This window comes from Roseinatronobacter sp. (assembly GCF_051859525.1).
Classification (GTDB): Bacteria; Pseudomonadota; Alphaproteobacteria; order Rhodobacterales; family Rhodobacteraceae; genus Roseinatronobacter.
The window spans coordinates 16,363-40,788 of the sequence record NZ_JBHYFM010000027.1 but is presented as its reverse complement, the minus strand read 5'-3'; the positions used below and the strand labels follow the sequence as shown (position 1 = coordinate 40,788).

25 protein-coding genes and 1 tRNA gene are annotated in these 24,426 nt (G+C 59.4%); 11 read left to right on the top strand and 15 right to left on the bottom strand.

All coding sequences use genetic code 11. From position 1 onward, the window contains the following. Positions 1–151 precede the first annotated feature (151 nt). From ACTIE1_RS14765 to ACTIE1_RS14755, 3 genes are read right to left on the bottom strand one after another with little or no spacing between them, the layout of a single operon-like run. Positions 152–1,861, bottom strand: a complete 1,710-nt coding sequence (locus ACTIE1_RS14765) for a sensor histidine kinase (protein WP_439560421.1) — start codon at positions 1,859–1,861, stop codon at positions 152–154. A 31-nt stretch (positions 1,862–1,892) separates the two neighbouring features. Next, positions 1,893–2,465, bottom strand: a complete 573-nt coding sequence (locus ACTIE1_RS14760; protein ID WP_439560422.1) for a sigma-70 family RNA polymerase sigma factor — start codon at positions 2,463–2,465, stop codon at positions 1,893–1,895. After that, positions 2,462–2,641, bottom strand: a complete 180-nt coding sequence (locus ACTIE1_RS14755) for a NepR family anti-sigma factor (protein ID WP_439560423.1) — start codon at positions 2,639–2,641, stop codon at positions 2,462–2,464. The genes ACTIE1_RS14760 and ACTIE1_RS14755 overlap by 4 nt, the downstream gene beginning before the upstream one ends. Positions 2,642–2,842: 201 nt before the next feature. On the opposite strand from ACTIE1_RS14755, the gene ACTIE1_RS14750 reads away from it, so the two are divergent. The 3 genes from ACTIE1_RS14750 (at position 2,843) to ACTIE1_RS14740 (ending at position 4,562) form a co-directional block, all read left to right on the top strand. Then, complete coding sequence (locus ACTIE1_RS14750; RefSeq protein ID WP_439560424.1) at positions 2,843–3,637, top strand: response regulator; 795 nt, start codon at positions 2,843–2,845, stop codon at positions 3,635–3,637. 215 nt (positions 3,638–3,852) lie between these two features. Beyond that, on the top strand, positions 3,853–4,026 hold the full coding sequence (locus tag ACTIE1_RS14745; protein ID WP_439560425.1) for a DUF1328 domain-containing protein: 174 nt from the start codon (positions 3,853–3,855) through the stop codon (positions 4,024–4,026). A 29-nt stretch (positions 4,027–4,055) separates the two neighbouring features. After that, the gene (locus ACTIE1_RS14740) at positions 4,056–4,562 is read left to right on the top strand and encodes a DUF2383 domain-containing protein (protein WP_439560426.1); all 507 of its coding nucleotides are present in this window, start codon (positions 4,056–4,058) and stop codon (positions 4,560–4,562) included. Between the two features lie 170 nt (positions 4,563–4,732). On the opposite strand, the gene ACTIE1_RS14735 is transcribed toward ACTIE1_RS14740, so the two are convergent. From ACTIE1_RS14735 to ACTIE1_RS14690, 10 genes are all read right to left on the bottom strand, one after another. Next, positions 4,733–4,809, bottom strand: a tRNA-Arg gene (locus tag ACTIE1_RS14735). Positions 4,810–4,918: 109 nt separating this feature from the next. Beyond that, positions 4,919–6,139: a cysteine desulfurase gene (locus ACTIE1_RS14730; protein WP_439560427.1), complete on the bottom strand. Its 1,221-nt coding sequence runs from the start codon at positions 6,137–6,139 to the stop codon at positions 4,919–4,921. After that, on the bottom strand, positions 6,139–6,717 hold the full coding sequence (locus tag ACTIE1_RS14725) for a YIP1 family protein (protein ID WP_439560428.1): 579 nt from the start codon (positions 6,715–6,717) through the stop codon (positions 6,139–6,141). The genes ACTIE1_RS14730 and ACTIE1_RS14725 overlap by 1 nt, the downstream gene beginning before the upstream one ends. 25 nt (positions 6,718–6,742) lie before the next feature. After that, positions 6,743–7,252, bottom strand: a complete 510-nt coding sequence (locus ACTIE1_RS14720; protein WP_439560429.1) for a YIP1 family protein — start codon at positions 7,250–7,252, stop codon at positions 6,743–6,745. Positions 7,253–7,381: 129 nt separating this feature from the next. After that, positions 7,382–8,680 (bottom strand): SufB/SufD family protein, encoded by a 1,299-nt coding sequence (locus tag ACTIE1_RS14715; RefSeq protein WP_439560430.1) that lies wholly within the window; start codon positions 8,678–8,680, stop codon positions 7,382–7,384. Next, the gene (sufC, locus tag ACTIE1_RS14710; protein WP_439560431.1) at positions 8,680–9,438 is read right to left on the bottom strand and encodes a Fe-S cluster assembly ATPase SufC; all 759 of its coding nucleotides are present in this window, start codon (positions 9,436–9,438) and stop codon (positions 8,680–8,682) included. Before sufC ends, ACTIE1_RS14715 begins: the two co-directional genes overlap by 1 nt. A gap of 16 nt (positions 9,439–9,454) precedes the next feature. Continuing rightward, complete coding sequence (locus ACTIE1_RS14705; RefSeq protein ID WP_439560432.1) at positions 9,455–9,682, bottom strand: hypothetical protein; 228 nt, start codon at positions 9,680–9,682, stop codon at positions 9,455–9,457. Positions 9,683–9,694: 12 nt separating this feature from the next. Then, the gene (gene sufB, locus ACTIE1_RS14700) at positions 9,695–11,206 is read right to left on the bottom strand and encodes a Fe-S cluster assembly protein SufB (RefSeq protein WP_439560433.1); all 1,512 of its coding nucleotides are present in this window, start codon (positions 11,204–11,206) and stop codon (positions 9,695–9,697) included. A 49-nt stretch (positions 11,207–11,255) separates the two neighbouring features. Next, on the bottom strand, positions 11,256–12,302 hold the full coding sequence (locus ACTIE1_RS14695; RefSeq protein WP_439563461.1) for a cysteine desulfurase family protein: 1,047 nt from the start codon (positions 12,300–12,302) through the stop codon (positions 11,256–11,258). Between the two features lie 103 nt (positions 12,303–12,405). After that, entirely contained in the window at positions 12,406–12,864 is a 459-nt protein-coding gene (locus ACTIE1_RS14690) for an Rrf2 family transcriptional regulator (protein WP_439560435.1), read from the bottom strand. Positions 12,865–13,181: 317 nt separating this feature from the next. On the opposite strand from ACTIE1_RS14690, the gene ACTIE1_RS14685 reads away from it, so the two are divergent. The 6 genes from ACTIE1_RS14685 to typA all read left to right on the top strand — a co-directional run bounded on the left by ACTIE1_RS14685 (position 13,182) and on the right by typA (position 18,897). Continuing rightward, positions 13,182–13,841, top strand: a complete 660-nt coding sequence (locus ACTIE1_RS14685) for an alpha/beta hydrolase (RefSeq protein ID WP_439560436.1) — start codon at positions 13,182–13,184, stop codon at positions 13,839–13,841. Positions 13,842–13,983: 142 nt separating this feature from the next. Continuing rightward, positions 13,984–15,195, top strand: a complete 1,212-nt coding sequence (locus ACTIE1_RS14680; protein WP_439560437.1) for an NADP-dependent isocitrate dehydrogenase — start codon at positions 13,984–13,986, stop codon at positions 15,193–15,195. A gap of 140 nt (positions 15,196–15,335) precedes the next feature. Then, positions 15,336–16,064, top strand: coding sequence for a M48 family metalloprotease (locus ACTIE1_RS14675; protein ID WP_439560438.1), 729 nt, complete (start codon positions 15,336–15,338; stop codon positions 16,062–16,064). Between the two features lie 10 nt (positions 16,065–16,074). Continuing rightward, the gene (locus ACTIE1_RS14670; protein ID WP_439560439.1) at positions 16,075–16,398 is read left to right on the top strand and encodes an SMR family transporter; all 324 of its coding nucleotides are present in this window, start codon (positions 16,075–16,077) and stop codon (positions 16,396–16,398) included. Positions 16,399–16,402: 4 nt separating this feature from the next. Further along, complete coding sequence (locus ACTIE1_RS14665) at positions 16,403–17,005, top strand: YitT family protein (RefSeq protein WP_439560440.1); 603 nt, start codon at positions 16,403–16,405, stop codon at positions 17,003–17,005. 71 nt (positions 17,006–17,076) lie between these two features. Next, positions 17,077–18,897: a translational GTPase TypA gene (gene typA / locus ACTIE1_RS14660; protein WP_439560441.1), complete on the top strand. Its 1,821-nt coding sequence runs from the start codon at positions 17,077–17,079 to the stop codon at positions 18,895–18,897. 265 nt (positions 18,898–19,162) lie between these two features. On the opposite strand, the gene ACTIE1_RS14655 is transcribed toward typA, so the two are convergent. Further along, complete coding sequence (locus ACTIE1_RS14655) at positions 19,163–19,687, bottom strand: gamma carbonic anhydrase family protein (RefSeq protein ID WP_439560570.1); 525 nt, start codon at positions 19,685–19,687, stop codon at positions 19,163–19,165. Continuing rightward, positions 19,687–20,565 carry an NAD(P)-dependent oxidoreductase gene (locus tag ACTIE1_RS14650; RefSeq protein ID WP_439560442.1) on the bottom strand — a complete coding sequence of 293 codons (879 nt, stop codon included), beginning with the start codon at positions 20,563–20,565 and terminating at the stop codon, positions 19,687–19,689. Before ACTIE1_RS14650 ends, ACTIE1_RS14655 begins: the two co-directional genes overlap by 1 nt. Positions 20,566–20,662: 97 nt before the next feature. Between ACTIE1_RS14650 and ACTIE1_RS14645 the strand changes: the two genes are divergently transcribed. Then, positions 20,663–23,119 (top strand): penicillin acylase family protein, encoded by a 2,457-nt coding sequence (locus ACTIE1_RS14645; RefSeq protein WP_439560443.1) that lies wholly within the window; start codon positions 20,663–20,665, stop codon positions 23,117–23,119. 157 nt (positions 23,120–23,276) lie between these two features. Next, positions 23,277–24,359, top strand: coding sequence for an OmpP1/FadL family transporter (locus ACTIE1_RS14640; RefSeq protein WP_439560444.1), 1,083 nt, complete (start codon positions 23,277–23,279; stop codon positions 24,357–24,359). Positions 24,360–24,426 lie beyond the last annotated feature (67 nt).

Sequence of the window (24,426 nt, the reverse complement as noted above, 5' to 3'; positions counted from 1 at the left end):
ATTCGTATTCACGCGACATGCTCTAACTTATTGGTTTTGCATGTTCGCGAAGCTCAAAACCGGTTCCCACTTTTGAGCAGCATGCAATAAATGCCGCACGCGCGCCCTGATACCCGATATCCGGCCCGACGCTTGTATGACGGCACGCGCGTCACGACGCTGCATCGTCCTGTCGAACCTCCTCGGTGACGCGCAGGCAGACTTGCCAGCCGTGCCGCCCGTCACGATCTTTCGGTCCGATGTCGAACTCTCCGTGAATTTGCAAGGCAAAGGCGGTCATCAACTCTCGCCCCAAGCCATCACTGGGTTCATGTTCCAGCGCCCCCGCGACGGAATTCCACACGATCAGCTCGGCTACGCCATCATCGCTGCGCAGGGTTATGTCCAGATCCCCCCCTGTCCCATCGGGGCAAGAGGCATATTTGCAGGCATTGGTCAGCGCCTCCGCAAACAACAACGAGGCCGGAATGATCTTGTCATGCGGCAGGTTGACCGGTCCGAAATCCTTGTTGATCTTAAGGCCCTGCACTTCTGTCTGCGCCAGCGCGAGTGTTTCTTGCAGGATGCTGTCAAAAAACTCTGCCGCGTGCCGCTCTGATATCCGTTCCTGCTGGTATAGGGACCGGTGGATAGTGGCCAGCGACCGCACACGCGCCTGAACACCTTTCAATATCTGGCGCGCGTCCGGATCACGCAAACGGCGCATCTGCAAATTCAGGATCGACGCGATAAGCTGAAGGTTGTTTTTGACGCGGTGGTGGACTTCTTTCAGCAAGATGGTCTTTTCGGTCAGTGCTTCCTCGCGTTCGCGTTCGTCGCGCCGGATCAGCAGGGCCATCTTGGAAAAGGTCGAGTCGATCTCGCGCAGTTCCGAGGGCGCCTCGGCGGGCAGGCGCTGGAATTCCGCGCGATTGCCCAGTGCAAAACGGCGCAGCTGGGAATTCAGCCGCTTCAGGTGTCGCACGACCATATAGTCAACAGCGAACATGACCACAGCCAACGACGCGAACCACATAAGGACAGGAAAACTCAATCGCCAAAGGTTCATGGCCGCAGTTGACGGCAGTTGGTCGCCAGCCCAGCTGCCCAAGGCATATAGCTGGCCGGGGATAACCTCTGCGATGGTGAACATACGGCCCTCGCCGTTTTCGCTGGTGCCGCGCAGCACCCCGTTATGCACCCCCAGCAGCGATTGCAGCGTTGACGCGTCAGGCAGTTTGTCAACGGCCTCGGCGGTGTCCACGCTGGTCAATGTGTCCCCTGCGGGGTTGACCAGATAGGTCATGCGCAACCCCGTCTGTTCGTCCGGTTCGGTGGCGATCAACGTGAAGGTCTGGCGCGATATCGAAATACTGATATACCCCAGAAATTCGCCTTCTGCATAGACGGGCCGGTTGGCCAACACCACAGGCCGCCCTGTAATCGCGCCTGTTGGCTGGAAACTGAAGAAGCTGCGCGGGTTGTCCATGTTCTGCCGCAAGGCGTCAGACCCGCTGAAATTCACCTCCTCGCCCTGCGACACGCAGCGCATGACCCCATCCTGCGCGATAAACCCTGCGAAAGCATACAAACCGGTGGAGTCGACAAATTCGCGCAGGAAACCCGAACACGCTGCGGTATCATCCAGCCGTTCCAGCAATAGCGGCGTCAGGCGATGCGCCGACAACATCGCGCTTTCCAGCAACCCGCGCTGGCCCGCGACGGAATCGACCGTGCGCGTGACCAGCATGGCATCATCTGTTCGCGCCTGATCGCGCAGCGACTGGTATTCGGAATAGATCGAGATGGCCCCCAAAGGGGCCAGCGCCAGCGTCATCAGGATTGCCAGCCGCGTCGCCAGTCGGTCATTAAGCTCGAACACTGCCAATGCTTGTTTCAACCTTGTTCAGTTATCAAAATCCGCTGGGCGCGCCGGCCATGACCATTGCGACAGATTTATCTGTTGAATCAGGAAGCTCACCTTTTTCAAGATGCAGGATTTCCACCAATGCCTTGCGTGCCCTGTTCGCGCGGCTTTTGATCGTTCCGGGCGCACAATTGCAGGTTTCTGCGGCTTCCTCGATTGAAAACCCCATCGCGCCCACAAGGATAAGGGCCTCGCGTTGCTCCAGTGGCAGCAGCTTCATTGCGGCGTTCAGTTCCTGCAACGCAAGGCGCCCGTCATGGTCGGGCTTGGAGGCCATGCGCGCGGCAAACACCCCCTCGCCATCGGACACTTCACGCGACTGCTTGCGCCGCTTGGACAGATAGGTGTTGCGCAAAATCGTGAAAAGCCATGCGCGCAGGTTTGTTCCCTCGTTATACTGGGCAAACTTGCTCCATGCTTTCAGGACGGTTTCCTGCACCAGATCATCAGCGGCGGACACATCGCCGGTCAGACCACGGGCGAAGGCGCGCAGGGCGGGCAGATGGGTCACAATTTCGTCGCGCGGATCGGTTTCTTGTCGTTGCGGGGTATCACTCATTTTTCACCCGCTTTCTTCTGCGCGTCCTGCTGTCGCAGCGCGTCCAGAAGATCAGTCAGGGATTTGGGCAACTCCTCGGATGCTGCATCGCTGTAAAGCCGCTTCAGGTTTTCGTCGATCTGCTTGGAAACAGCGGGCGCGATATCTTTCCTGTTTCCATCTTTTTTACCGCTCATTATAGACATACAGCCTTTTGCTCCACAAATTTCACTCTGGCATTTTGCGATGCACTGCGCAAGCATGGCAGCAATCGCAAGAACCTTTGGAACCAAACGCCGCGCAATGCGTTTGGTTCCAAAGATTGTTACTTTTCATTGCTGGCCGCGTTCGTGCCAGAAACCAGAGAGTTGAAGATGACGGAACTTCAAGGAGAGACTATGTCGATGTCGATGCGTATTGCAAAAGAACTGCCCTATTTGCGCCGGTATGCGCGGGCGCTGACCGGCAGCCAGCAAACGGGTGACAGATATGCTGCCGCAACGCTGGAAGCGATACTTGAAGACCGGTCTTTGCTGGACAGCGAAATATCGCCGAAACTCGGGCTTTTCCGCGCATTTCACACTGTATGGCAGACGACTGGCGCGCCGGTCAGCGAAGATCCCGCCACCGGCACCGAAGCGCGCGCGCAATCCTTGCTTGCCAGCCTGACCACAAATACACGCGAGGCGCTGTTGCTGCGTTCACTGGAAGAATTCAGTTACGAAGATATCGCGCAGATCATTCAGATCCCGGATCAGGAGGCCCGTGAACTGGTCGCGATTGCTTACACAGAAATGTCGCGTTCGGTGCAGGGTCGCATCCAGATCATCGAGGATGAGCCGCTGATCGCGCTGGACATCAAAAGCATTGTCACGGAAATGGGCCATGAGGTCACCGGCATTGCCCGCACCCACAAGGAAGCTGTGGCACTTGGCCAGAAAACCCGCCCCGACCTTATTCTGGCCGATATTCATCTGGCCGATGACTCCTCGGGCGTGGAGGCGGTGGCAGAATTGTTGCGCGACAATGCGGATATTCCCGTCATTTTCATCACGGCCTATCCCGAACGTCTGCTGACGGGCGAAAAACCCGAACCTGCATTCCTGATCACCAAACCGTTCGAGGAAGAACAGGTCCGTTCCGCCGTATCCCAAGCAATGTTCTTTGCGTCAACCAAAACACTGAACGTGTAGTTTTCGCGTATACTCAGGTAGTTTTCCGGCAATTCGATCTGCCGGATTATTGACGCAAAGCGGATTATACCCCTGCCATTTTATGGCGGGGGTTTTATTTTTAAATATCGCAATATTATAAAAGTATAAAAGCAATACGGGGAACCAACAGCCTATTCATCCGTTTCTTTATCATATGCCGCTAAATTCGGCCCCTGAAAATGAAAGGAAACACTATGCTAGGCTGGGCACTTACTTTCTTGATTGTCGCACTTATCGCAGCTGCTCTCGGGTTCACGGGAATCGCGGGCACCGCCTCGTCTATTGCGCAAATCCTTTTCGTGGTTTTCCTGATCCTGTTCGTTGTTGCGATGATCGCACGCGCCGTCCGAGGCAGGCCGCCATTGTAATATAGCGTCAGTCAGTCAGGAGACTTGATATGAAACCAACTGAAATCAAACACATGCATCCCAAGGTTGCCGCAGGGGGAACGGACATGTCCACCCCGCCTGCAACTGCGCAACCGGATCCGGAAGATGACCGCATCCAACGCATTGGTGAAGTTCACACCCGTGTTCTTGATACCATTGCCGGATTTGAAAAAGTTGTTGAAAAGGCAGAACAGGATTTCAGGCCGGTCGCCGAAGCCTTCCTGTTCATGCACCGCAAGCATGAATCCGACCTAAGCTCTTATCTTAAAAGTTGCGGGTATGAAGCGGACTCCGACGGGTCTTTTTTCGGAACGGTAAATAAAGCTGTTGTGGAAATGCGGTCCTGGTTTGAAGATGTGTCAGACAATATTATGGATCGTATCATCCAAGGCGAAAAGCATGTTATGGACGCCTATGAAGATGCGCAATCCGTCGGCCAGACAGTCGAGGCAAATGCACTTCTTGCCAAGCACATGACCGAACTGGACATGATGATGCAAAAACACACACCCTGACATATTGAAACGATACAGGCCGCCAGCGATGGCGGCCTGTCGCCTTGAACGAAAGCCCCAGCAAACGCGGGGGTCTTGTAGCAAAACAGGAACGGAACAGCGCAAACGTGTCTGGAAACCACCCGAACAGGCCGGAATTCCCGTTTTCTGTCAGCAAGATATAAGGGAAGTGGCGCACCCATCAGGATTCGAACCTGAGACCTCTGCCTTCGGAGGGCAGCGCTCTATCCAGCTGAGCTATGGGTGCAAACTCTGGTGTCTCTTACGCGAGTTTTTTTGGAAATGGAAGGGCAGACATACACCCGCCACTGTCTTTATCATGGCCCCTGCATGACGCGCCTGAACTACGCCGCCCCTCAGGCGAACAGGTCGTGACACAACTCCAGCGCGTCAATCAGATTGTCCACATCCTGCCGCGTGTTGTACATCGCAAAGGACGCGCGGCATGTGGCGGTAACCCCCATATGGTCCATCAGGGGCGCCGCACAATGCTGTCCGGCACGCACCGCAATCCCCTTCTTGTCCAGCACGGTGGAGATATCATGCGCATGCGCGGCCCCTTCCAGCGTGAAGCTGAAAATCGCACCCTTGCCCGGCGCATTGCCCTGAATATTCAACCAGTTCAAACCCGCAAGCCGGCTGGCAGCATAATCGCGCAGCCCCGCTTCATGTGCCGCAATCGCATCCATTCCAATGCCGGTCATATACTCGATCGCAACCCCCAGCCCGATCTGCTGGACAATGCCCGGCGTTCCGGCCTCGAACTTATGGGGTGGGTCGTTATAGATAACAGTGTCGCGCGTCACTTCGCGGATCATGTCCCCGCCCCCGATGAAGGGGCGCATCTGGGCCTGCCTGTCACGGCGAATATAAATCGCACCGGACGCTGACGGACCATACAGTTTATGCCCCGTCACCGCATAGAAATCGCACCCGATGGCTTGCATATCCACCGGCATATGCACCGCCGCCTGCGACCCGTCCACCAGAACCGCAACGCCACGCGCCTGCGCGGCTGCACAGATGGCCTGCACATCCACGACCGTGCCCAGCACATTGGACATATGCGTGATCGCAACCAGCTTCGTGCGCGGGCCGATCGCGTCAATCACGGCTTGCGGGTCAAGGCTGCCATCCGCCGCAGTTTCCACCCATTTGATCACCGCGCCCTGACGTTCGCGCAGAAAATGCCACGGAACAATATTGGCATGATGCTCCATGATGGACAGAACAATCTCGTCACCCGGCTCAAACCGCGGCATGGCCCAGCCATAGGCCACAAGGTTTATGCCCTGCGTGGTCCCCGTCGTATAGATAATCTCGTCCTCATGGGCCGCGCCCAGAAAACGCTGCAACGTGCCGCGCACGCCCTCATATTTGTCCGTGGCCAGATTGGACAGGTAATGCAGCCCACGATGCACATTGGAATATTCTTCCGTATAGGCCCGCGTCACCGCATCAATGACAACCTGCGGCTTCTGCGCCGATGCGCCACTGTCCAGATAGACCAGCGGCTTGCCATTCACCTGCCGCGACAGAATGGGGAAATCCGCGCGAATAGACGCAATATCGAACATTACATCGCCCCTCCGGGACCAAAGCCCAGCAATGTCAGCAAGAAGGCCAGCGCCATCACAACACCAAAGAACGAAAAGATGATGCCGACAAACACCTTCAATGCGGACGCGAACCCATGCAGCACCAGAACGAAATTCGTCAGCACCCACATGAAGATAACAAGCGCCAGCATTGTCACCACACCAAACATCGGCGGTATGACGACCAACGCGACAATCTGGACAAACTGCACCACAAGCATGACGAATTGCAGCCATGCCAGCAACAACAAGGTATCAGGAAAATTGCCCCTGCCGCCCAGCGCACGCCCGACACCCTGCACCGCGACCACCAAGCCCAGCAGAATGGATGTCTGGAACATGGCCATGAACAACAGCCCGCCGCCCATGCCCTCGCCGTCTTCCATCAACAAAACGGACGCCTGCCCCAGCAACACGCTCAGCACCACGACAATAACAAACCCCAGCCAGCGCGCATCGTCGGGCACACCAAGCCCAAGCAGATGCGCAGCCGCCTCTCGCGGGCGGGTCAGTGTCAGACGAACCAAAGCGCTGACCGCGGCAACATTCAACTGCATGACGGGTGTTCCTTCGTGCTTGCCATCATATCCCGGGCTGCTGGCCATCACGCGCCAGCCGGACGATCTCACGCCCCCCAAGGACCGTTATGTAAATGAAAGCCACCGCCACGACAAACCCGAAAGCCTGCACTGCGCCAACTGGTCCCAAGATCGCGGCCAAACCGCCATGCAGCAACATCAACGGGGTCACGCATAATAACGACCAGAACAGCACCAGACGCACCCACAGGCCGGGCAGCGTCACGCGTGCCAGCCTGAATCCCGCATGCATCAGTGCAGACACCCCATACAGAATCAGCGGCAACAAAAACATCACCGCAAACAAGGCCCCGCCCATGCGCTGCTCGAACGTCACTGACGGGTCAAGTGTCGCCTGACGTGACAGGCGCGGCCACTGGGACACAAAAATCAGCCCGCAGGCAAGCAGGTTGAAAAACAGCACCTGCGGCTCGCGCAGATCCTGCGCCAGCAAATCCCGCACCACCTGACCGGGGTTACGGTAGCTTCGGGCAATATTTTGCATCACGGACATATCACAGGCGCCTTTCGGGCATATTTTCATTCTGGCCAAAATATCCCGGGGGACGGGGCGCGGCCCCGAAGGGGCCGTGAACCGGGGGGCAGCGCCCCCCAGTATCCGGAACTGTCAGCAATCGCCCCCTCAGGAATGGCGCTGCAGCCAGCTTTCCATCCGTCCGCGCAAATCCTCGGCCAGATCGGGATCGGCAATCTCATCCAGCGCTTCGGCCAGAAATGCCAGAACCAGCAACATTTTCGCAGTCCCTTCGGGCAGCCCGCGCGCACGCAGGTAGAATAACTGCGCGGGGTCAATTTCACCGGATGTGGACCCGTGGCTGCATTTCACATCATCTGCATAGATTTCCAGCTCCGGCTTGGCCAGAAACTGGGCGTTTTCATCCAGTAACAGGGACTGGCTGATCTGATAGCCATCTGTCTGCTGGGCGGCCTGCTCCACCAGAATCTTGCCCTGAAACACGCCAACAGCCCCGTTGCGCAACACTTTCTTGAACACTTGGCGGCTTTCGCAACCCTGCGCCCCATGCGTGATAAACACTGTGTCATCGTGATGAAACGCGCCATCACCCACGGTTGCCCCCGCCAGATGCGCAGACCCGCCCTGCCCGTCCAGCCATATCATCGATTCGTTGCGCACCAGCCTGCCATTCGCGGTCAGGGTAAAGGACTTCAACTGCGCCCCCTGCCCCAGCTGCGCAAAGACATGCGCACTTCCTGCGCGGTCATGATCGCGCCCTTGGGCGCGCACATGATGCAGCGTGCCACCTTCGGCAATGTCGATTTCGATCACCTGATTGAAACGCGCCGCTACCGGCCCGTTTTCCAGCAATGTCAGCTCTGCCCCCTGCTCGACACGGACGACATGATGCATGACGGCATCCGCATCCTCGTTGCTACGCAGATAGACAAGCGCCACAGGTTTCGCGGGTTTGCCGGTTGCACGGATCAACACACCTTGCTGTGCAAACGCGGTATTGAACGCGGCCAGCGGACGCTCCACAGGCGATTGCCCGCGCGCTTCCAGCTTGCCATAAATGTCCTGCACCCAATGCAGGTCCGTTGTCGCCACATCATGCAACAGGCTGATTTCCACACCCGCCAGCGCTGGGTCATCGGAGGATGCAGGATCGAACACTCCATCCACAAAAACCAGCTTCACACGGTCGAATGCGGAAAAGACAGGGGCTTCATCCGTGACTTTCAGCACCTTGGCCGCCGTGACCTGATCCGATGTCAGATCGCGCGGATCGGTGTAGCGCCAGTATTCGTCGCGCTTGACAGGCATGCCCATATCCAGCAACCGCGCTTTCGCCGCATCGCGCGCGCGCGTGGCCCAGCCGCCCCCTTGGGGCAGTGTCAGCGCGGCCAGACGCGCCTGCGCCGCATCCTGTTTTTGCGCCTTCAGTTTCGCCCGTGGCATCATCAGCCTGCCTCCGCCATCAGGTCGGCATAGCCGTTCTGCTCGACCTCAAGCGCCAGTTCCGGCCCGCCCGATTTGATGATCCGCCCCTCGGACATGATGTGCACCACGTCCGGTTTGATATGGTTCAGCAGGCGCTGGTAATGGGTAATCACCAAAAATGACCGGCCGGCGTCCCGCAATGCGTTCACCCCGTCCGAGACCAGTTTCATGGCATCCACATCCAGACCGGAATCGGTTTCGTCCAGAATGCACATCTTGGGTTCCAGCATTGCCATTTGCAGGATTTCGTTGCGCTTCTTCTCGCCGCCCGAAAAGCCCACATTGACTGGGCGTTTCAGCATATCGGCATCGATTTGCAGTTCCTTGGCCTTCGCGCGCACCAGTTTCAGGAAATCACCGGCAGAAAGTTCGTCCTGCCCGCGCGCCTTGCGCTGTGCATTCACGGCAGTGCGCAGGAACGTCATGTTGCCCACGCCCGGAATTTCCACAGGGTATTGGAACGCCAGAAACAACCCGGCCGCCGCGCGCTCCTCGGGTTCCATCTCCAGCAGGTCAACACCTTCCAGCGTGGCGCTGCCCTCTGTGACCTCATAGCCGTCACGGCCCGACAGCACATAGGATAGTGTCGATTTGCCCGAGCCATTGGGGCCCATGATCGCATGCACTTCACCGGGGTTGACGGTCAGCGACAAGCCCTTAAGGATTTTCACATCCGCATCATCTTCAAGCTCGGCGTGCAGGTTTTCGATTTTCAGCATCTTCTTCCTCTTTCATTCATTCGGACGGTGCGCGCCTGCGCAACCACCATCCCGCAATCCAAAACGTGGCGAAATATTGTATCAGACCGGCCATCAGGATCAGCACCCACGGCGCGGGGTTCCACAGATACGCAACCGCCACGACCACGCCCCCAATGAAGGGCAGTGCCACCAGCGCGCAAATCATCAACCCCGGAACAGATATATGAAACCCGCGCCTGAAATCCTGCATGATACCGGTCATATGACTACGCCTTCACCCAACAGACCCTTCCAGCGAAATCGCGACCAGTGCCTGCGCTTCCATGGCGAATTCCATCGGCAATTCCTGCAACACTTCCTTGCAGAACCCGTTGACCACCAGCGCGACCGCTTCTTCCTCATCCATGCCGCGGCTCCGGCAATAGAACAGCTGGTCGTCATCCACCTTGCTGGTCGTGGCCTCATGCTCCACGCGGGATGAGGCGTTGCGCACCTCGATATAAGGCACAGTATGCGCGCCGCATTTATCGCCAATCAGCAAACTGTCGCATTGCGTGTAATTGCGTGAATTCGTGGCCTTGGGGTGCATCGACACCAGCCCGCGATAGGTGTTTTGCGCCTGCCCTGCGGAAATGCCCTTGGACACAATGCGCGACCGCGTATTCTTGCCCAGATGCACCATTTTCGTGCCTGTGTCGGCCTGCTGCCAGTTATTGGCAATGGCGATCGAATAGAATTCACCCTGCGTGTCGTCGCCGCGCAGAATGCAGGACGGGTATTTCCATGTAATGGCGCTGCCGGTTTCCACCTGCGTCCACATCACTTTTGCGCGGTCCTCTCGGCAATCGGCGCGTTTGGTCACGAAGTTGTAAATCCCGCCCTTGCCGTTCTCATCGCCCGGAAACCAGTTCTGCACAGTCGAATATTTCACATCCGCATCTTCCAGAACCACAATCTCGACCACCGCCGCATGCAGCTGCGTGGTGTCCCGCTTGGGCGCCGTGCACCCTTCCAGATAACTGACCGAGGCGCCTTTTTCCGCCACAATCAGCGTGCGTTCAAACTGGCCGGTATTTTCGGCATTGATGCGGAAATAGGTGGACAATTCCATCGGGCATTTCACGCCTGCGGGAATGAACACAAAACTGCCGTCTGAAAACACCGCCGAATTCAGCGCGGCGAAATAATTGTCATTCTGCGGCACGACCGATCCAAGGTATTTTTTCACCAGCTCGGGGTGGTCCTGCACCGCTTCTGAAATGGAACAGAAAATGACGCCGGCCTTTTTCAGTTCATCCTTGAACGTGGTGCCCAGCGATACGGAATCAAACACCGCATCCACCGCCACCTTGCGCCCTGCGTCCGCGCCCTCGACACCGGCAAGGATCATCTGCTCCTTCAGCGGAATGCCCAGCTTGGCATAGGTTTCCAGCAGCTTGGGGTCCACCTCGTCCAGCGATTTGGGCTTTTCGACCATGGATTTGGGTTTGGCGTAATAATACTGTTCCTGATAGTCGATCTCGGGAATGTTCAGCATGGCCCAATCGGGGGATTCCATGGTCAGCCAGCGGCGATACGCCTCCAGCCGCCACTCCAGCAACCATTGCGGCTCGTTGTTCTTTTCCGAAATCAGACGCACGATATCCTCATCCAACCCTTTGGGGGCGAATTCCATCTCGATATCGGTTTCCCAACCATGCTTGTAGGTGCCCGCCATGGACTGCACGGTTTCGACAGTCTCGCGGTCCACACCTTCGCGCAGTTGGGTTTCATCCAATGCAGCCATGTCTTTTCCCTTCTTCACGGCAGCCACAAGGCCGCACGCTCTCTCGAATTCAAACCACGCCCTTGGCGACAGCGCGGCGGTATTCCTTCAACCAGCCCTGCGCAAAGCGCAGCACATCTTCCCTCGTCACATCAGGCCCCAGTGACACGCGCACCGCCCCCGCAGCCGTTGCATCATCAAACCCCATCGCCTGCAACACCCCCGAGGCCCGCAACTTGCCCGAAGAACAGGCAGACCCGGCGGAAATCGCGAACCCTGCAAGGTCCATCTGCATCACCTGCAACTCTCCCCTCCAGCCCGGCGTTGCAAGGCAAAGCGTATTGGGCAATCGTTGCACGTCTTTCCCGACTAAAATAGTCTTGCTTGCCTCTGCGTCCAGTGCCCCTTCTAGAATATTTCTAATTACAGATACACCTTCCCAGACCCCGTTGGCAAGGTCACGCGCAGCCGCTTCTGCCGCAGCCCCGAAACCCGCAATGGCGATCACATTCTCGGTGCCCGCGCGACGGCCCATTTCCTGCCCGCCACCCTTGATTTGCGCGGGCAGATCCGTGCCGCGCGCCATGACCACAGCACCAATACCTTTCGGCCCGCCCAGCTTATGCGCCGAAACCAGCCCCATCTGCACATTTAACCAGTTGAACGCAAAAGGCAGCTTGCCGAATCCCTGCGTCAGGTCGCTGACCGCCAGACCCGCAGGCAGGTCCTGGACAATCCCCGTCTCCGAATTCGCCAGCTGCACGCTTGCCGCCTCCGGCATGTCAGCCTGAACGCGCCCTTGCGCATCTACCGCCAACACATCATCACACCAGACCCGCACGGCGTCATGCTCCAGCTTCGCACAAGACAGGCCGCGCCCGCCCAGCGCCAGCGACGCTGCCTCTGTCGCCCCCGAAGTGAAGATAATCTCGCCCCCGTCGGCCCCCAAGGCAGCCGCAACCTGTGCACGCGCCTTCTCTACCAGCGCGCGCGCCTGCCGCCCTTCGGCATGCACCGATGACGGGTTGCCCACGACATCCATCGCAGCCACCATCGCCGCGCGTGCCTCGGGCCGCAAAGGCGCAGTGGCATTATAATCCAGATAGACGCGCTGCATCAGACAGTCCTGTGTTTCATGCTGGCCCCGACCTCATTCCGGCCCGTATTTCATTCTGGTAAAAATATCCTGGGGAGTCACCGAAGGTGACGGGGCAGCGCCCCTATTCATCCACAACCTCGAACAATGTCGGCACTGCGGGACAGGGCGTCAGGCTGTTGCCTGCCACATCCGACAACCGTGTCTGGTGCAGGAAAACATAGACATGCGCCGACAACCCTTCCCACAGGCGGTTGGTCATGGATTGCGCGCGCGACCCCGATATACCGCCCGATGCGCCCGCGCCCGAATGCATCGCGCTGACGGTTTCATCCACGGCTTCCAGAACCTCGGACACCCGAATGCTGTCGGCACCGCGCGCCAGGCGATACCCGCCGCCCGGACCGCGCACCGACTCGACCAGACCGGCGCGGCGCAGCTTGACGAAAAGCTGCTCCAGATACGCCAGCGACACCTGCTGGCGCGACGATATCTCGTTCAATGAAACCAGCCCGCCAGCGGGCGCCAGGGCCAGATCTACAAGCGCAACCATTGCATAGCGCCCCTTGGTGGAAAGTTTCATCTGCGTCATCCCCAGGTTGTTCCGCCGCGCGCCCGATGCCAGGGCTGCGACCCGAATAGTCCGCACGAGCGCGGATTTGCAGAAAACATAGCCTGTCGCAGCGCCCGCGCGCCAGCTTAAAGGTTGACGCGGGCAGGGCACGGGCATAAGTCTATGCGGCCTTATATCTGACGAAATCACGGTCTTCGCGCGTGACTTAGAATCTTTCTAATCATGCCAATGAAAAGAGTCAACAATACATGCAGCCGTTGCACATCCCTGACCTGCCGTTTTTCGTTGTCATGTCGATACCACATAATCCCAACAGGTAAGCCCCCATGCCCGAGATCATTTTCCCCGGCCCCGAAGGTCGCCTTGAAGGCCGCTATCATGCGCAACCCAACCGCGATGCGCCGATTGCAATTCTGTTGCACCCGCACCCGCAATTCGGCGGGACGATGAACAACAAGGTCGTCTACAACCTGCATTACGCCTTTCACAAGATGGGCTTTTCCGTGATGCGTTTCAATTTTCGCGGTGTTGGCCGGTCGCAGGGTGAATATGATCAGGGCGTGGGCGAATTGTCCGATGCGGCCGCTGCGCTGGATTACATGCAGGCGATGTCGCATAATGTGCGGCATTGCTGGGTTGCGGGCTTCAGCTTTGGCGCATGGATCGGCATGCAACTGCTGATGCGCCGCCCCGACATTACCGGCTTTGTGTCGGTGGCCCCGCCTGCGAACCTGTATGATTTCAGCTTTCTTGCCCCCTGCCCCGCGTCGGGGCTTATCATCAATGGCAGCGCGGATCGTGTGGCCCCGCCACGCGACACACGCTCGCTGGTGTCCAAACTGCAAGAACAGCGCGGGATTACCATCACCCATACCGAGATTGAGGGCGCTGACCATTTCTTCAAGGACGAGGACGCACATATGCAGCCGATGCTGAAAACAGTGTCGGATTATGTGGCCAACCGCCTGACCGAAACCACCCGCTGACACACATGGCCCGCGCGGCAAAAACTGGCGCGCGGGCCATGTCGGGCATATTTTTCGTATACAACGGCATACTGTGCTTTGCATCCCGTCCCGAATGGGGTATGAGGGCGCAAATCGACTCATCCAAAAGGCGGAGGATCACATGAGCAAGATCAAGGTAGCAAACCCGGTCGTCGAACTTGACGGCGATGAAATGACCCGGATCATCTGGGATTTCATCAAGAAGAAACTGATCCTTCCCTATCTGGACATCGACCTGAAATATTACGATCTGGGGATCGAGGAACGCGACCGCACCGACGACCAGATCACGGTCGATGCCGCAAACGCCATCAAGCAATATGGTGTGGGCGTCAAATGCGCGACCATCACCCCCGATGAGGACCGCGTTGAGGAATTCGGCCTGAAACGCATGTATCGCTCGCCCAATGGCACGATCCGCAACATTCTGGGCGGCGTCATCTTCCGCGAACCCATCATCTGCCGCAACGTGCCGCGCCTTGTTCCCGGCTGGACACAGCCCATCGTCGTGGGCCGCCATGCCTTTGGCGACCAGTATCGCGCAACCGATTTCCGCTTTCCGGGCGCAGGCAAGCTGACGATCAAGTTTGTGGGCGAAGACGGCCAGGTCATCGAAAAGGAAGTTTTTGACGCGCCGTCATCGGGCGTCACCATGGCGATGTATAACCTTGACGACTCGATCCGCGATTTCGCCCGCGCCTCCATGAACTATGGCCTGTCCCGCGGCTGGCCGGTCTATCTGTCCACCAAGAACACCATCCTGAAAGCCTATGACGGGCGCTTCAAGGATCTGTTCGCCGAAGTGTACGAGGCCGAATTCGCCGACAAGTTCAAGGCAGCCGGAATCACCTATGAACACCGCCTGATCGACGACATGGTGGCTTGTGCGATGAAATGGTCGGGCGGTTATGTCTGGGCGTGCAAGAACTATGACGGCGACGTGCAATCCGACACTGTTGCACAGGGCTTCGGCAGCCTTGGCCTGATGACCAGCCAGCTGATGACCCCCGACGGCCAGATCGTCGAGGCAGAGGCCGCGCACGGCACCGTGACCCGCCATTACCGCCAGCATCAGGCGGGCAAGGAAACCTCGACCAACTCCATCGCGTCGATCTTTGCATGGACCGGCGGGCTGAAGCACCGCGCGAAACTGGACAACAACGCCGAGTTGCTGAACTTCGCCGAAACGCTGGAAAAAGTGACTGTCCAGACGGTCGAGGACGGCTTCATGACCAAGGATCTGGCCCTTCTGGTCGGTCCGGACCAGAAATGGCTGACCACCATGGGCTATCTGGAAAAGGTGGACGAATACCTGAACAAGGCACTGTCCTGAAGGTTTCGCAAAACCGATACATGAAAAGGGGGGCAATCGCCCCCTTTTTTATACCCTGCGCAAAGCTGTGAACTTTGCTTGGTTGCCCTGACCGCACTTGCCCGCTAGATGATGGGTCTCTTGCACACAGGAAAAATCCGATGCAGATACCCCAATTCCTTCGCAAAGGCGCTGCCATCGGCGTGGTTTTGCTGCTATCCGCCTGCCAGATGGCACCCGTTGTTCTGGCCCCGCCCCAGCAGTCAGCCCCACCGCAGGTTCAGTCCGTCAGTCGCGCCGAATTCGGCGCAGTGGTCGCGCGCCTGCGCCCTGTCGCCACGCAGGTCTGCCGCGAACGCAGCCCGCAACTGGATTGTAATTTCAACGTCATTCTGGACGATCGCCCCGGCCAGCCGCCCAATGCATTTCACACCCGCGACGAACAGGGCCGCCCCATCATCGCGTTCACCGTGGCGCTGCTGGACGAATTGCGCAGCGCCGATGAAATCGCGCTGGTTTTCGGCCATGAAGCCGCCCACCACATTGCCGACCACCTGCCCCGCATGCAAAATCAGGCCATGACCGGCGCTATTCTGGGGGGGCTGGTGGCCACCCTGTCCGGCGCGGACGAAACCACGACACAACGCATTGTCAACGCCAGTGCAACCGTGGGCGCGCGCCGCTATTCCAAGGCCTTCGAGTTGGAGGCAGACCGCCTTGGCGCGTTCATCGCGGCACGCGGCGGGTATGACCCGCTGGCAGGCGCGGCCCTGTTCCGCCGCATTCCGGACCCCGGCAACCAGTTTCTGGGGACACATCCGCCAAATGCCGAACGCCTGCGCGAAATCGAACGTGCGGTGGCCGACATGACCGCAGGCCGCCCAATCTGAAGGACATGCAATGCACTGGCTGTATCTGGCAATCGCCATCGTATTTGAAACGCTGGGCACCACGGCACTGAAGGCCAGCGATGGCATGACCCGCATTCTGCCCGCCACAGGGGCCGTGCTTGCCTATGCGTTGTCATTCTGGTTGCTGGCGCTTGTGCTGCGCATTATCCCTGTCGGCGTGGCCTATGCCATATGGGCGGGGCTTGGCATTTGCCTGATCTCGTTTCTGGGCTGGGTCATTTTCGGGCAGAAGCTGGATATGCCCGCCATCATCGGGATTTCCCTGATCATTGCCGGCATTGTGGTCATCAACCTGTTCAGCGCAAGGGTCTGACATCATGGCCGACACCCCCCGCCACACCCGTATGGAAGACGCCCAAGGGCTGGTTTTCGGTGCCGCAATGTGCGCCTTCGGGCTGCTGGTGCTGACCGGTGCGGGTCTGGTCACCGGCCAGACGGCGGGGCTGGCGGTGCTGATCTCCTATGCGACGGGCTGGGCCTTCGGGCCGGTGTTCTTCATCATCAACATCCCGTTCTACATTCTGGCATGGGTGCGGCTGGGGCCGGAATTTACCATCAAGACACTGATTTCGGTCACACTGATTTCCCTCATGTCAGGGTTTATGGGCGATCTGGTCACGGTAATCCCGCAAAACCCCGCCATCGCGGCCGTGTTGTTCGGCATGATCACCGGCGCGGGGTTGCTGGCCATCTTCCGCCACCGCGCCAGTCTGGGCGGGGTGGGCATTGTGGCCTATGACTTGCAGGAACGCTTCGGCTGGCGGGCGGGGCTTGTGCAACTGGGCTTCGATCTGGTGCTGTTTGCGGCTGCGTTTTTGATATTGGCGCCGAATCTGGTAATATGGTCGCTATTGGGGGCTGTGGTGCTGAACGCCATTCTGGCCATCAACCACCGCCGCGACCATTATATCGCCACCTAGCAATATCAGGGCTGGCTTTTCCGGCAATCTTCGGCTAATGCGGCGGCGCAGCATGAAAAGGCACTTTTGTTATGGACCTTCGCAATATCGCGATTATCGCCCACGTTGACCACGGCAAGACAACCCTTGTCGACGAACTTCTGAAACAGTCGGGCACCTATCGCGAAAACCAAGCCACCACCGAACGCGCAATGGACAGCAATGATCTGGAACGCGAACGCGGGATCACAATTCTGGCCAAGGCAACCTCGGTCGAATGGAAAGACACGCGCATCAATATCGTGGACACCCCCGGCCACGCCGATTTCGGCGGCGAGGTGGAGCGCATCCTGTCCATGGTCGACGGCGTTGTCCTGCTGGTCGACGCGGCCGAAGGGCCTATGCCGCAGACGAAATTCGTGACCTCCAAGGCGCTGGCACTGGGGCTGCGCCCGATTGTCCTTCTCAACAAGGTGGACAAACCCGCAGCCGACCCCGACCGCGCCCTTGACGACGTGTTCGACCTGTTCGCCAATCTGGGCGCCAGCGATGAACAGCTTGATTTCCCCGTACTTTATGCATCGGGCATCAATGGCTGGGCCGATGCAGAACTGGACGGCCCGCGTCAGGACATGTCGGCACTGTTCGATCTGGTTGTCGCCCATGTGCCTGCGCCTGCGCAGATCGCAGCGCGCAATGACCCGTTCCGCATGCTGGCCACCACGCTGTCGGCCGACCCCTATCTGGGCCGCATCCTGACCGGTCGCGTCGAATCCGGCACGCTGAAGGCGGGTGAAACCCTCAAGGCCTTGTCGCGCGACGGCAAGAAGATCGAGCAGTTTCGCGTCACCAAGGTTCTGGCATTTCGCGGCCTTGGCCAGCAACCCATCGATGCTGCCGAAGCGGGCGATATCGTGACCCTTGCGGGCATGTCCAAGGCAACGGTTGCCGACACGCTTTGCGCGCCGGAAATCGAAACCCCGCTGGACGCCCAGCCCATCGACCCGCCGACCATCTCTGTCACCTTCGGCATCAATGATTCGCCACTGGCGGGCCGCGACGGCACCAAGGTGCAAAGCCGCGTCATCCGTGAACGCCTGATGCGAGAGGCCGAAGTGAACGTCGCCATCAAAGTCAGCGACACACCCGGCGGCGAGGCGTTTGACGTCGCAGGCCGCGGTGAATTGCAGATGGGCGTGCTGATCGAGAACATGCGCCGCGAAGGGTTCGAGCTGTCAATCTCCCGCCCGCGCGTGCTGATGCGCAATGAGGACGGCCAGCGGCTAGAACCCATCGAGGAAGCGACCATCGATGTCGATGACGAATATACCGGCACCGTGATCGAAAAACTGACCGGCCCGCGCAAGGGCGAATTGGTCGAAATGAAACCCGCAGGCGCAGGCAAGACACGCATCATCGCACATGTCCCCTCTCGCGGGCTGATCGGCTATCACGGCGAATTCCTGACCGACACGCGCGGCACCGGCGTTCTGAACCGCGTGTTCCATGAATGGGCGCCCTATAAGGGGCCGATCCCCGGCCGCCGCGAAGGGGTTCTGATCTCCATGGAAGATGGCACTGCCGTGGCCTATGCCCTGTGGAATCTGGAAGATCGCGGGCGCATGTTCATCAACCCGCAGGAACCCGTCTATCAGGGCATGATCATAGGCGAGCATTCGCGCGACAATGATCTGGAAGTGAACCCGCTCAAGGGCAAGAAACTGACCAATGTGCGGGCATCGGGCACCGATGACGCGGTCAAACTGACGCCCCCCACCATCATGTCGCTGGAACAGGCAATCGCCTATATCGATGATGACGAACTGGTGGAAGTCACGCCCAACGCAATCCGCTTGCGCAAACGCTTCCTTGACCCGCATGAACGCAAACGGCAGGCCAAGGCCAGCGCCTGACCCGCGTCCCCATCTTCGACACACAAAAAGGCCGTCAAATGACGGCCTTTTTTTATACTGGAGCATGTTCGAGAAGCCCATAACCGGTTCCCATTTTTGAGGAACATGTACGCGCCAGCCCAGCGCCCCGGCTTGTGCCCATAGCTGCTTTCATTCTGGCAAAAATATCCACGGGGTTTCGCAAGGGGGGCGTGCCTCCCTTGCGGCAGGGGGTTTGGGGGGCGGCAGCCACCCAAGCCTCTCCCAAGGCGAAATCCACACGAAATCAGATCGCCCGCAGACCCGCGCGGAACCGTGCCATATTGGCACGATAACCTGCCGCAGATTGCACCAACCTCGCGCGCACGGCCGCGTCCAGCTGGCGCACCACCCGCCCCGGGGCCCCCATGACCAGCGATCCGTCAGGGATTTCCTTGCCTTCGGTCACCAGCGCGCCCGCCCCGATCAGGCAGCCCTTGCCAATCACCGCACCGTTCAGAACAGTTGCGCCCATGCCAATCAGCGACCCGTCCCCGATCGTGCAGCCGTGCAGGATCGCCTTATGTCCTATGGTGCACTCTGCCCCGATGGTCAGCGGATAGCCCATATCGGTATGCAGAACGCAATTTTCCTGAATATTCGTCCCTGTGCCCAGAACAATCGGCTCATTGTCCCCGCGCAGGGTACAGCCGAACCATATGGAAACACCTGCCCCAAGCACGACATTGCCAATGACATGCGCGCCCGGCGCCACCCAGAAATCCCCGTTGTCGGGCACATCCGGCCGCACCCCGTCCAGTTCATACAGCATCATTCCCCCCCGAATTTGCGCAACCGCTCGATCAGGCTGGACGTGTCCCAGCGCCCGCCGCCCATGCGTTGCACGTCCTTGTAGAACTGGTCGACCAGTGCTGTCACCGGCAGGGACGCGCCCACATCCTCGGCGGCTGACAGGCAGATGGCCAGATCCTTGCGCATCCAGTCCACCGCAAAACCGTGGTTGAATTCGCCGTCTAGCATGGTCGCATGCCGGTTGGCCATTTGCCACGATCCTGCGGCCCCTTGCGAGATCACCTCGACCACGGCGCGCCCGTCCATGCCCGATTTCTCGCCGAAATGCAGCGCCTCGGACAGGCCCTGCACCAGCCCCGCAATACAAATCTGGTTCATCATCTTGGCAATCTGCCCCGCGCCACTGTCGCCCATGCGTTTGCACACGCGCGCATAGGCGTCCATGACCGGCGCGGCACGGTCAAACGCCGCCTGCGCGCCGCCGCACATGACCGACAGCACGCCGTTTTCCGCGCCCGCCTGCCCGCCGGATACCGGCGCATCGACAAACCCCACGCCCGCAGCGCCCGCAATATCGTGCAATTCGCGCGTGACCTGCGCCGATACTGTCGTGTGATCCACGAATATCGCGCCATCCGCCATGCCCGCAAATGCCCCGTCATCGCCCAGACAGACGCTGCGCAAATCGTCATCATTGCCCACACAGGCCATCACGAATTCGGCACCACCCGCGGCCTCGCGCGGGGTTTTCGCCCATGCCCCACCCTGTGCTGCGACCCAGGCTTCCGCCTTGGCACTTGTGCGGTTATAGACGGTCACATCATGGCCCGCGCGCACCAGATGCCCCGCCATCGGGCCGCCCATGACCCCCAGCCCCAGAAACGCGATTTTCGCCATAGCCCTGCCCCTTCCAATAGTTGTGATTGCGCTTATGCTGCACGGATAATAGGTATCATGGCCAGAATGACCGTCAACCGAAAGCCGTTTTGCGCCCATGTTCACCTTGTTTCGCTGGCTCGTATATATTCTGTCCGGCCTGTTGGCCCTGACGGCGCTGGCAGCGCTGGCGGTTTATTTCTTCCTGTCGCGTTCCTTGCCCGACTATAACGAGGATTTCACCCTCAACGGGCTGACCGCCCCTGTCGAGATTGTGCGCAACACCCATAATGTGCCCCATATATTCGGCGAAACTGACGGCGATGTGTTTTTCGGCCTTGGCTTCGCGCATGCGCAGGACCGTTTGTGGCAAATGCAGCTGTTGCGCCGCACCGCCCAGGGGCGCCTGTCCGAAATGTTCGGCCGCCGGACCCTGCGCACCGACGAATTGATGCGCAGACTGGATATTTACGGGCTGGCGCGCGCGTCATTCGAGGTGCAGGACCCCGCCACCCAGGATGCGCTGCGCGCCTATGCCAACGGGGTGAACGCGTGGCTGCAACTGACATCGGACCGCGCGCGTGGTCGCGGGGCGCCGGAATTGTTCATATTCAATGCAGAAACACCCTTATGGCAACCTGCCGACTCGCTGGCTATTCTGAAACTTCTGTCGGTGCAGCTGAATTCGCAAATCTCGAATGAAGTGCTGCGCGCGCGCGCGTCGGCGCTGCTGGACAATGACCGCTTGCGCGATCTTCTGCCCGATGCGCCCGGCGCGGGCATGGCCGAAATTCCCGAATATTCCAGCCTGTTCCCCGACCTGCCCCCCCCGACACAGGTTGCGCGGCTTGATGATCCGCTATCCCCTGTCCACCCCCACACGCTGGCGGGCGCATCCAACAGTTTTGCGGCGGCACCGTCGCGGGCGGCAGGGGACGGGGCGTTGCTGGCCAATGACCCGCATCTGGGACTGACCGCGCCATCGCTGATGTATCTGGCGCGTATCGAACTGGCCGCTGGCGGGGTCATCGGGGCCACCATTCCGGGCATTCCGGCGGTTCTGACTGGCCGGTCCGCGTCACTGGGCTGGGGGATCACCTCGGCCTATGTCGATGACACTGATGTTTTCATCGAGGAATTGAACCCCGACAATCCGGCCCAATACCGCACCCCCGATGGCTGGGCCGAGTTTGAAACCCGCGGGTCCATCATTCGGGTCAAGGATGAAGACCCGTTGACGCTGACCCTGCGCTGGTCCGAAAACGGCCCTGTCCTGTCGGGGTCGCTGTATGATCTGGGCACCATCACCCCGCCCGGACATGTCGCAACCATTGGCTGGACCGCCCTGACCAGCGAAGACACCACCATGAGTGCGGCCATCCGCCTGATGCAAGCGCAAACCATTGAAGATGCCATTGATGCGGGCCGGCTGTTTGTGGCCCCCGCCCAGAACCTGATGCTGGCCACCGGCGACCGGATCGCCATGCAGACCGTTGGCCACCTGCCCCGCCGCAGCGCCGACCACCAGACCCAAGGGCGCATGCCCGCCCCCGGATGGGCCCCTGAAAACCGTTGGCTGGGCACCTTGCCCTATTCGTCAAACCCGCGTTTCGTTGATCCCGAAAGCGGCATTCTGGGCAATACCAACAACAAGATCCTTGATCGCCCCTTTCCGCTGCATGTCAGCCATGACTGGGGCGACACGCAGCGCATCACGCGGTTCTTGCACCTGATGCGCGCGCGCAGCGTTCACACCCGCGACAGCTTCATCGAGGCGCAGCTGGACACCGTCAGCCCCGCAGCCCGCCTGCTGCTGCCACTGGTTGCCGCTGATCTGTGGTTCTCGGGCGAGGCCGCACCCGCCGGCACCCGCGCCCATCTGCGCCAGCGCGCCCTAAGTCTGCTGGCCGACTGGAACGGCGAGATGAACGAGCATTTGCCCGAACCCCTGATCTATTCGGCATGGATGCGCGCGCTGCAAACCCGCCTGATCCGCGACGAGCTTGGCCCGCTGGAAGATGCCTTCATTCATGTCAATCCCGACTTCATCGAACGGGTGTTCCGCAACACGAACGGTGCCGCCGAATGGTGCAATGTGGTCCAGTCCTCGGTGCGCGAAAGCTGCACTGAAATCGCGCTTCTGGCACTGGATGAAGCCCTGCTGCGCCTGACCGAACGCTATGGCACATCCGTTGAAAGCTGGCGCTGGGGGGACGCGCATACCGCCACGCACCGGCATGCGGCACTGGGCGATGTGCCGGGGCTGCGGTCGCTGGTCAATATCCGCCAGTCCACATCGGGCGGGGATCACACGTTGATGCGGGCGCGCACGTCAGGGCGCGATCCCGACCCGTTTGCCAATGTGCATGCCGCCGTCTACCGCGCGGTATATGATTTCGCCGATCCCGAAAGCTCGGTCTTTATTCTGTCCACTGGCCAGTCCGGTCACCCGCTGTCGCGCCATTACGACGATCTTGGCGAATTATGGCGGCGGGGCGAATATATTCCCATGACACTGGACCCCGATCTGGCGCGCGGCGGGGCAGTCGGCGTCACGCGGCTGCGCCCGAATTAACTGCGTGTTCAGGCCACCGTTGTATTGTGGCCACAATGGCCGCAAATCACGCCCAACTTGACGCAAAGTCAAATGTGACAGGCCGGTGACCAGGGTGTTTACTAAACCCTAGCGGGTGAGAGGAGTCACCCTACTCGGAACGAAGGAGGAGATTTCCGTGCGTAGTTACATCGCAGCTGGCCTTTTGGCCTTGGGCGCAAGCCCCGCACTGGCAGGCGGCATTGAACGCAGCCCGCAATCCATGAACATTCTGTTTCAGGAAGGCAACTATCTGGAATTTGGTGCAACCTATGGGGCACCGCGCGTCAGCGGCAACGCCCCCGGCCCGACCGGCAATATCGCGCGCAGCTTTTTCACCGGATCAATCGCGTTCAAGGGGGATATCAACGACCAACTGTCCTATGCGCTGATCCTTGACCAGCCTTTTGGCGCGGATGTCCGCTATCCGACCGGCACGACCGCAACGCTGACAGGCGCGACGGGCAAGGTGGATAACACCACCCTGACCGGCGTCTTGCGCTACAAATTCGGCAACGGTTTCAGCGCCCACGCCGGTCTGCGGTCTTCTTGGACCAGCGGGTCTGTCAACCTTCCCGCGTTGCAATACACCATGTCAACCAACACGGATCAGGCTTGGGGCTATCTGGTTGGTGTGGCCTATGAGCAGCCTGAAATTGCCCTGCGTGTGGCCCTGACCTATCAGTCGTCCATCAAGCACACGTTCAACGCAACTGAAACGGGGCCCGTACTTCCGGGCGCAGGCACAAACCAGACCCGCTTTACAACCAAGATCCCCGAATCGCTGAACCTTGAGTTCCAGACCGGCATTGCCGAAGATACGCTTCTGTTCGGGTCGGTCCGTTGGGTCAAATGGAAAGACTTTGAAATCGCACCAGAGCAGTTCATGGCCTCCCCCCTCGCTGCAGCGCCATTGGTCGGGTATCAGAAGAACTCCGTCACCTACACCTTGGGCGTGGGTCGGCGTTTCAATGAAAACTGGTCCGGTTCGATCTCGCTGTCGCATGACACCGGCAATGGCAGCCCGACCAGCAACCTTGGCCCCACCGGCAAGCGCAATTCCATCGGGCTTGGTGCGTCCTACACCAAGGACAACATGACCATCAGCGGCGGCGTGCAATACACCCGATTGGGCAGTGCAACCACTGTTCCCACCATTAACGGCCAGTTCGGCAGCAACTCTGCCATTGGCGCAGGGATTCGCGTGGGCTTCAACTTCTGATCCCCCGCCATACGACCACATCAAGGCCCTGCCCCCGCGGCGGGGCCTTTATCTGTGGCATTGACCC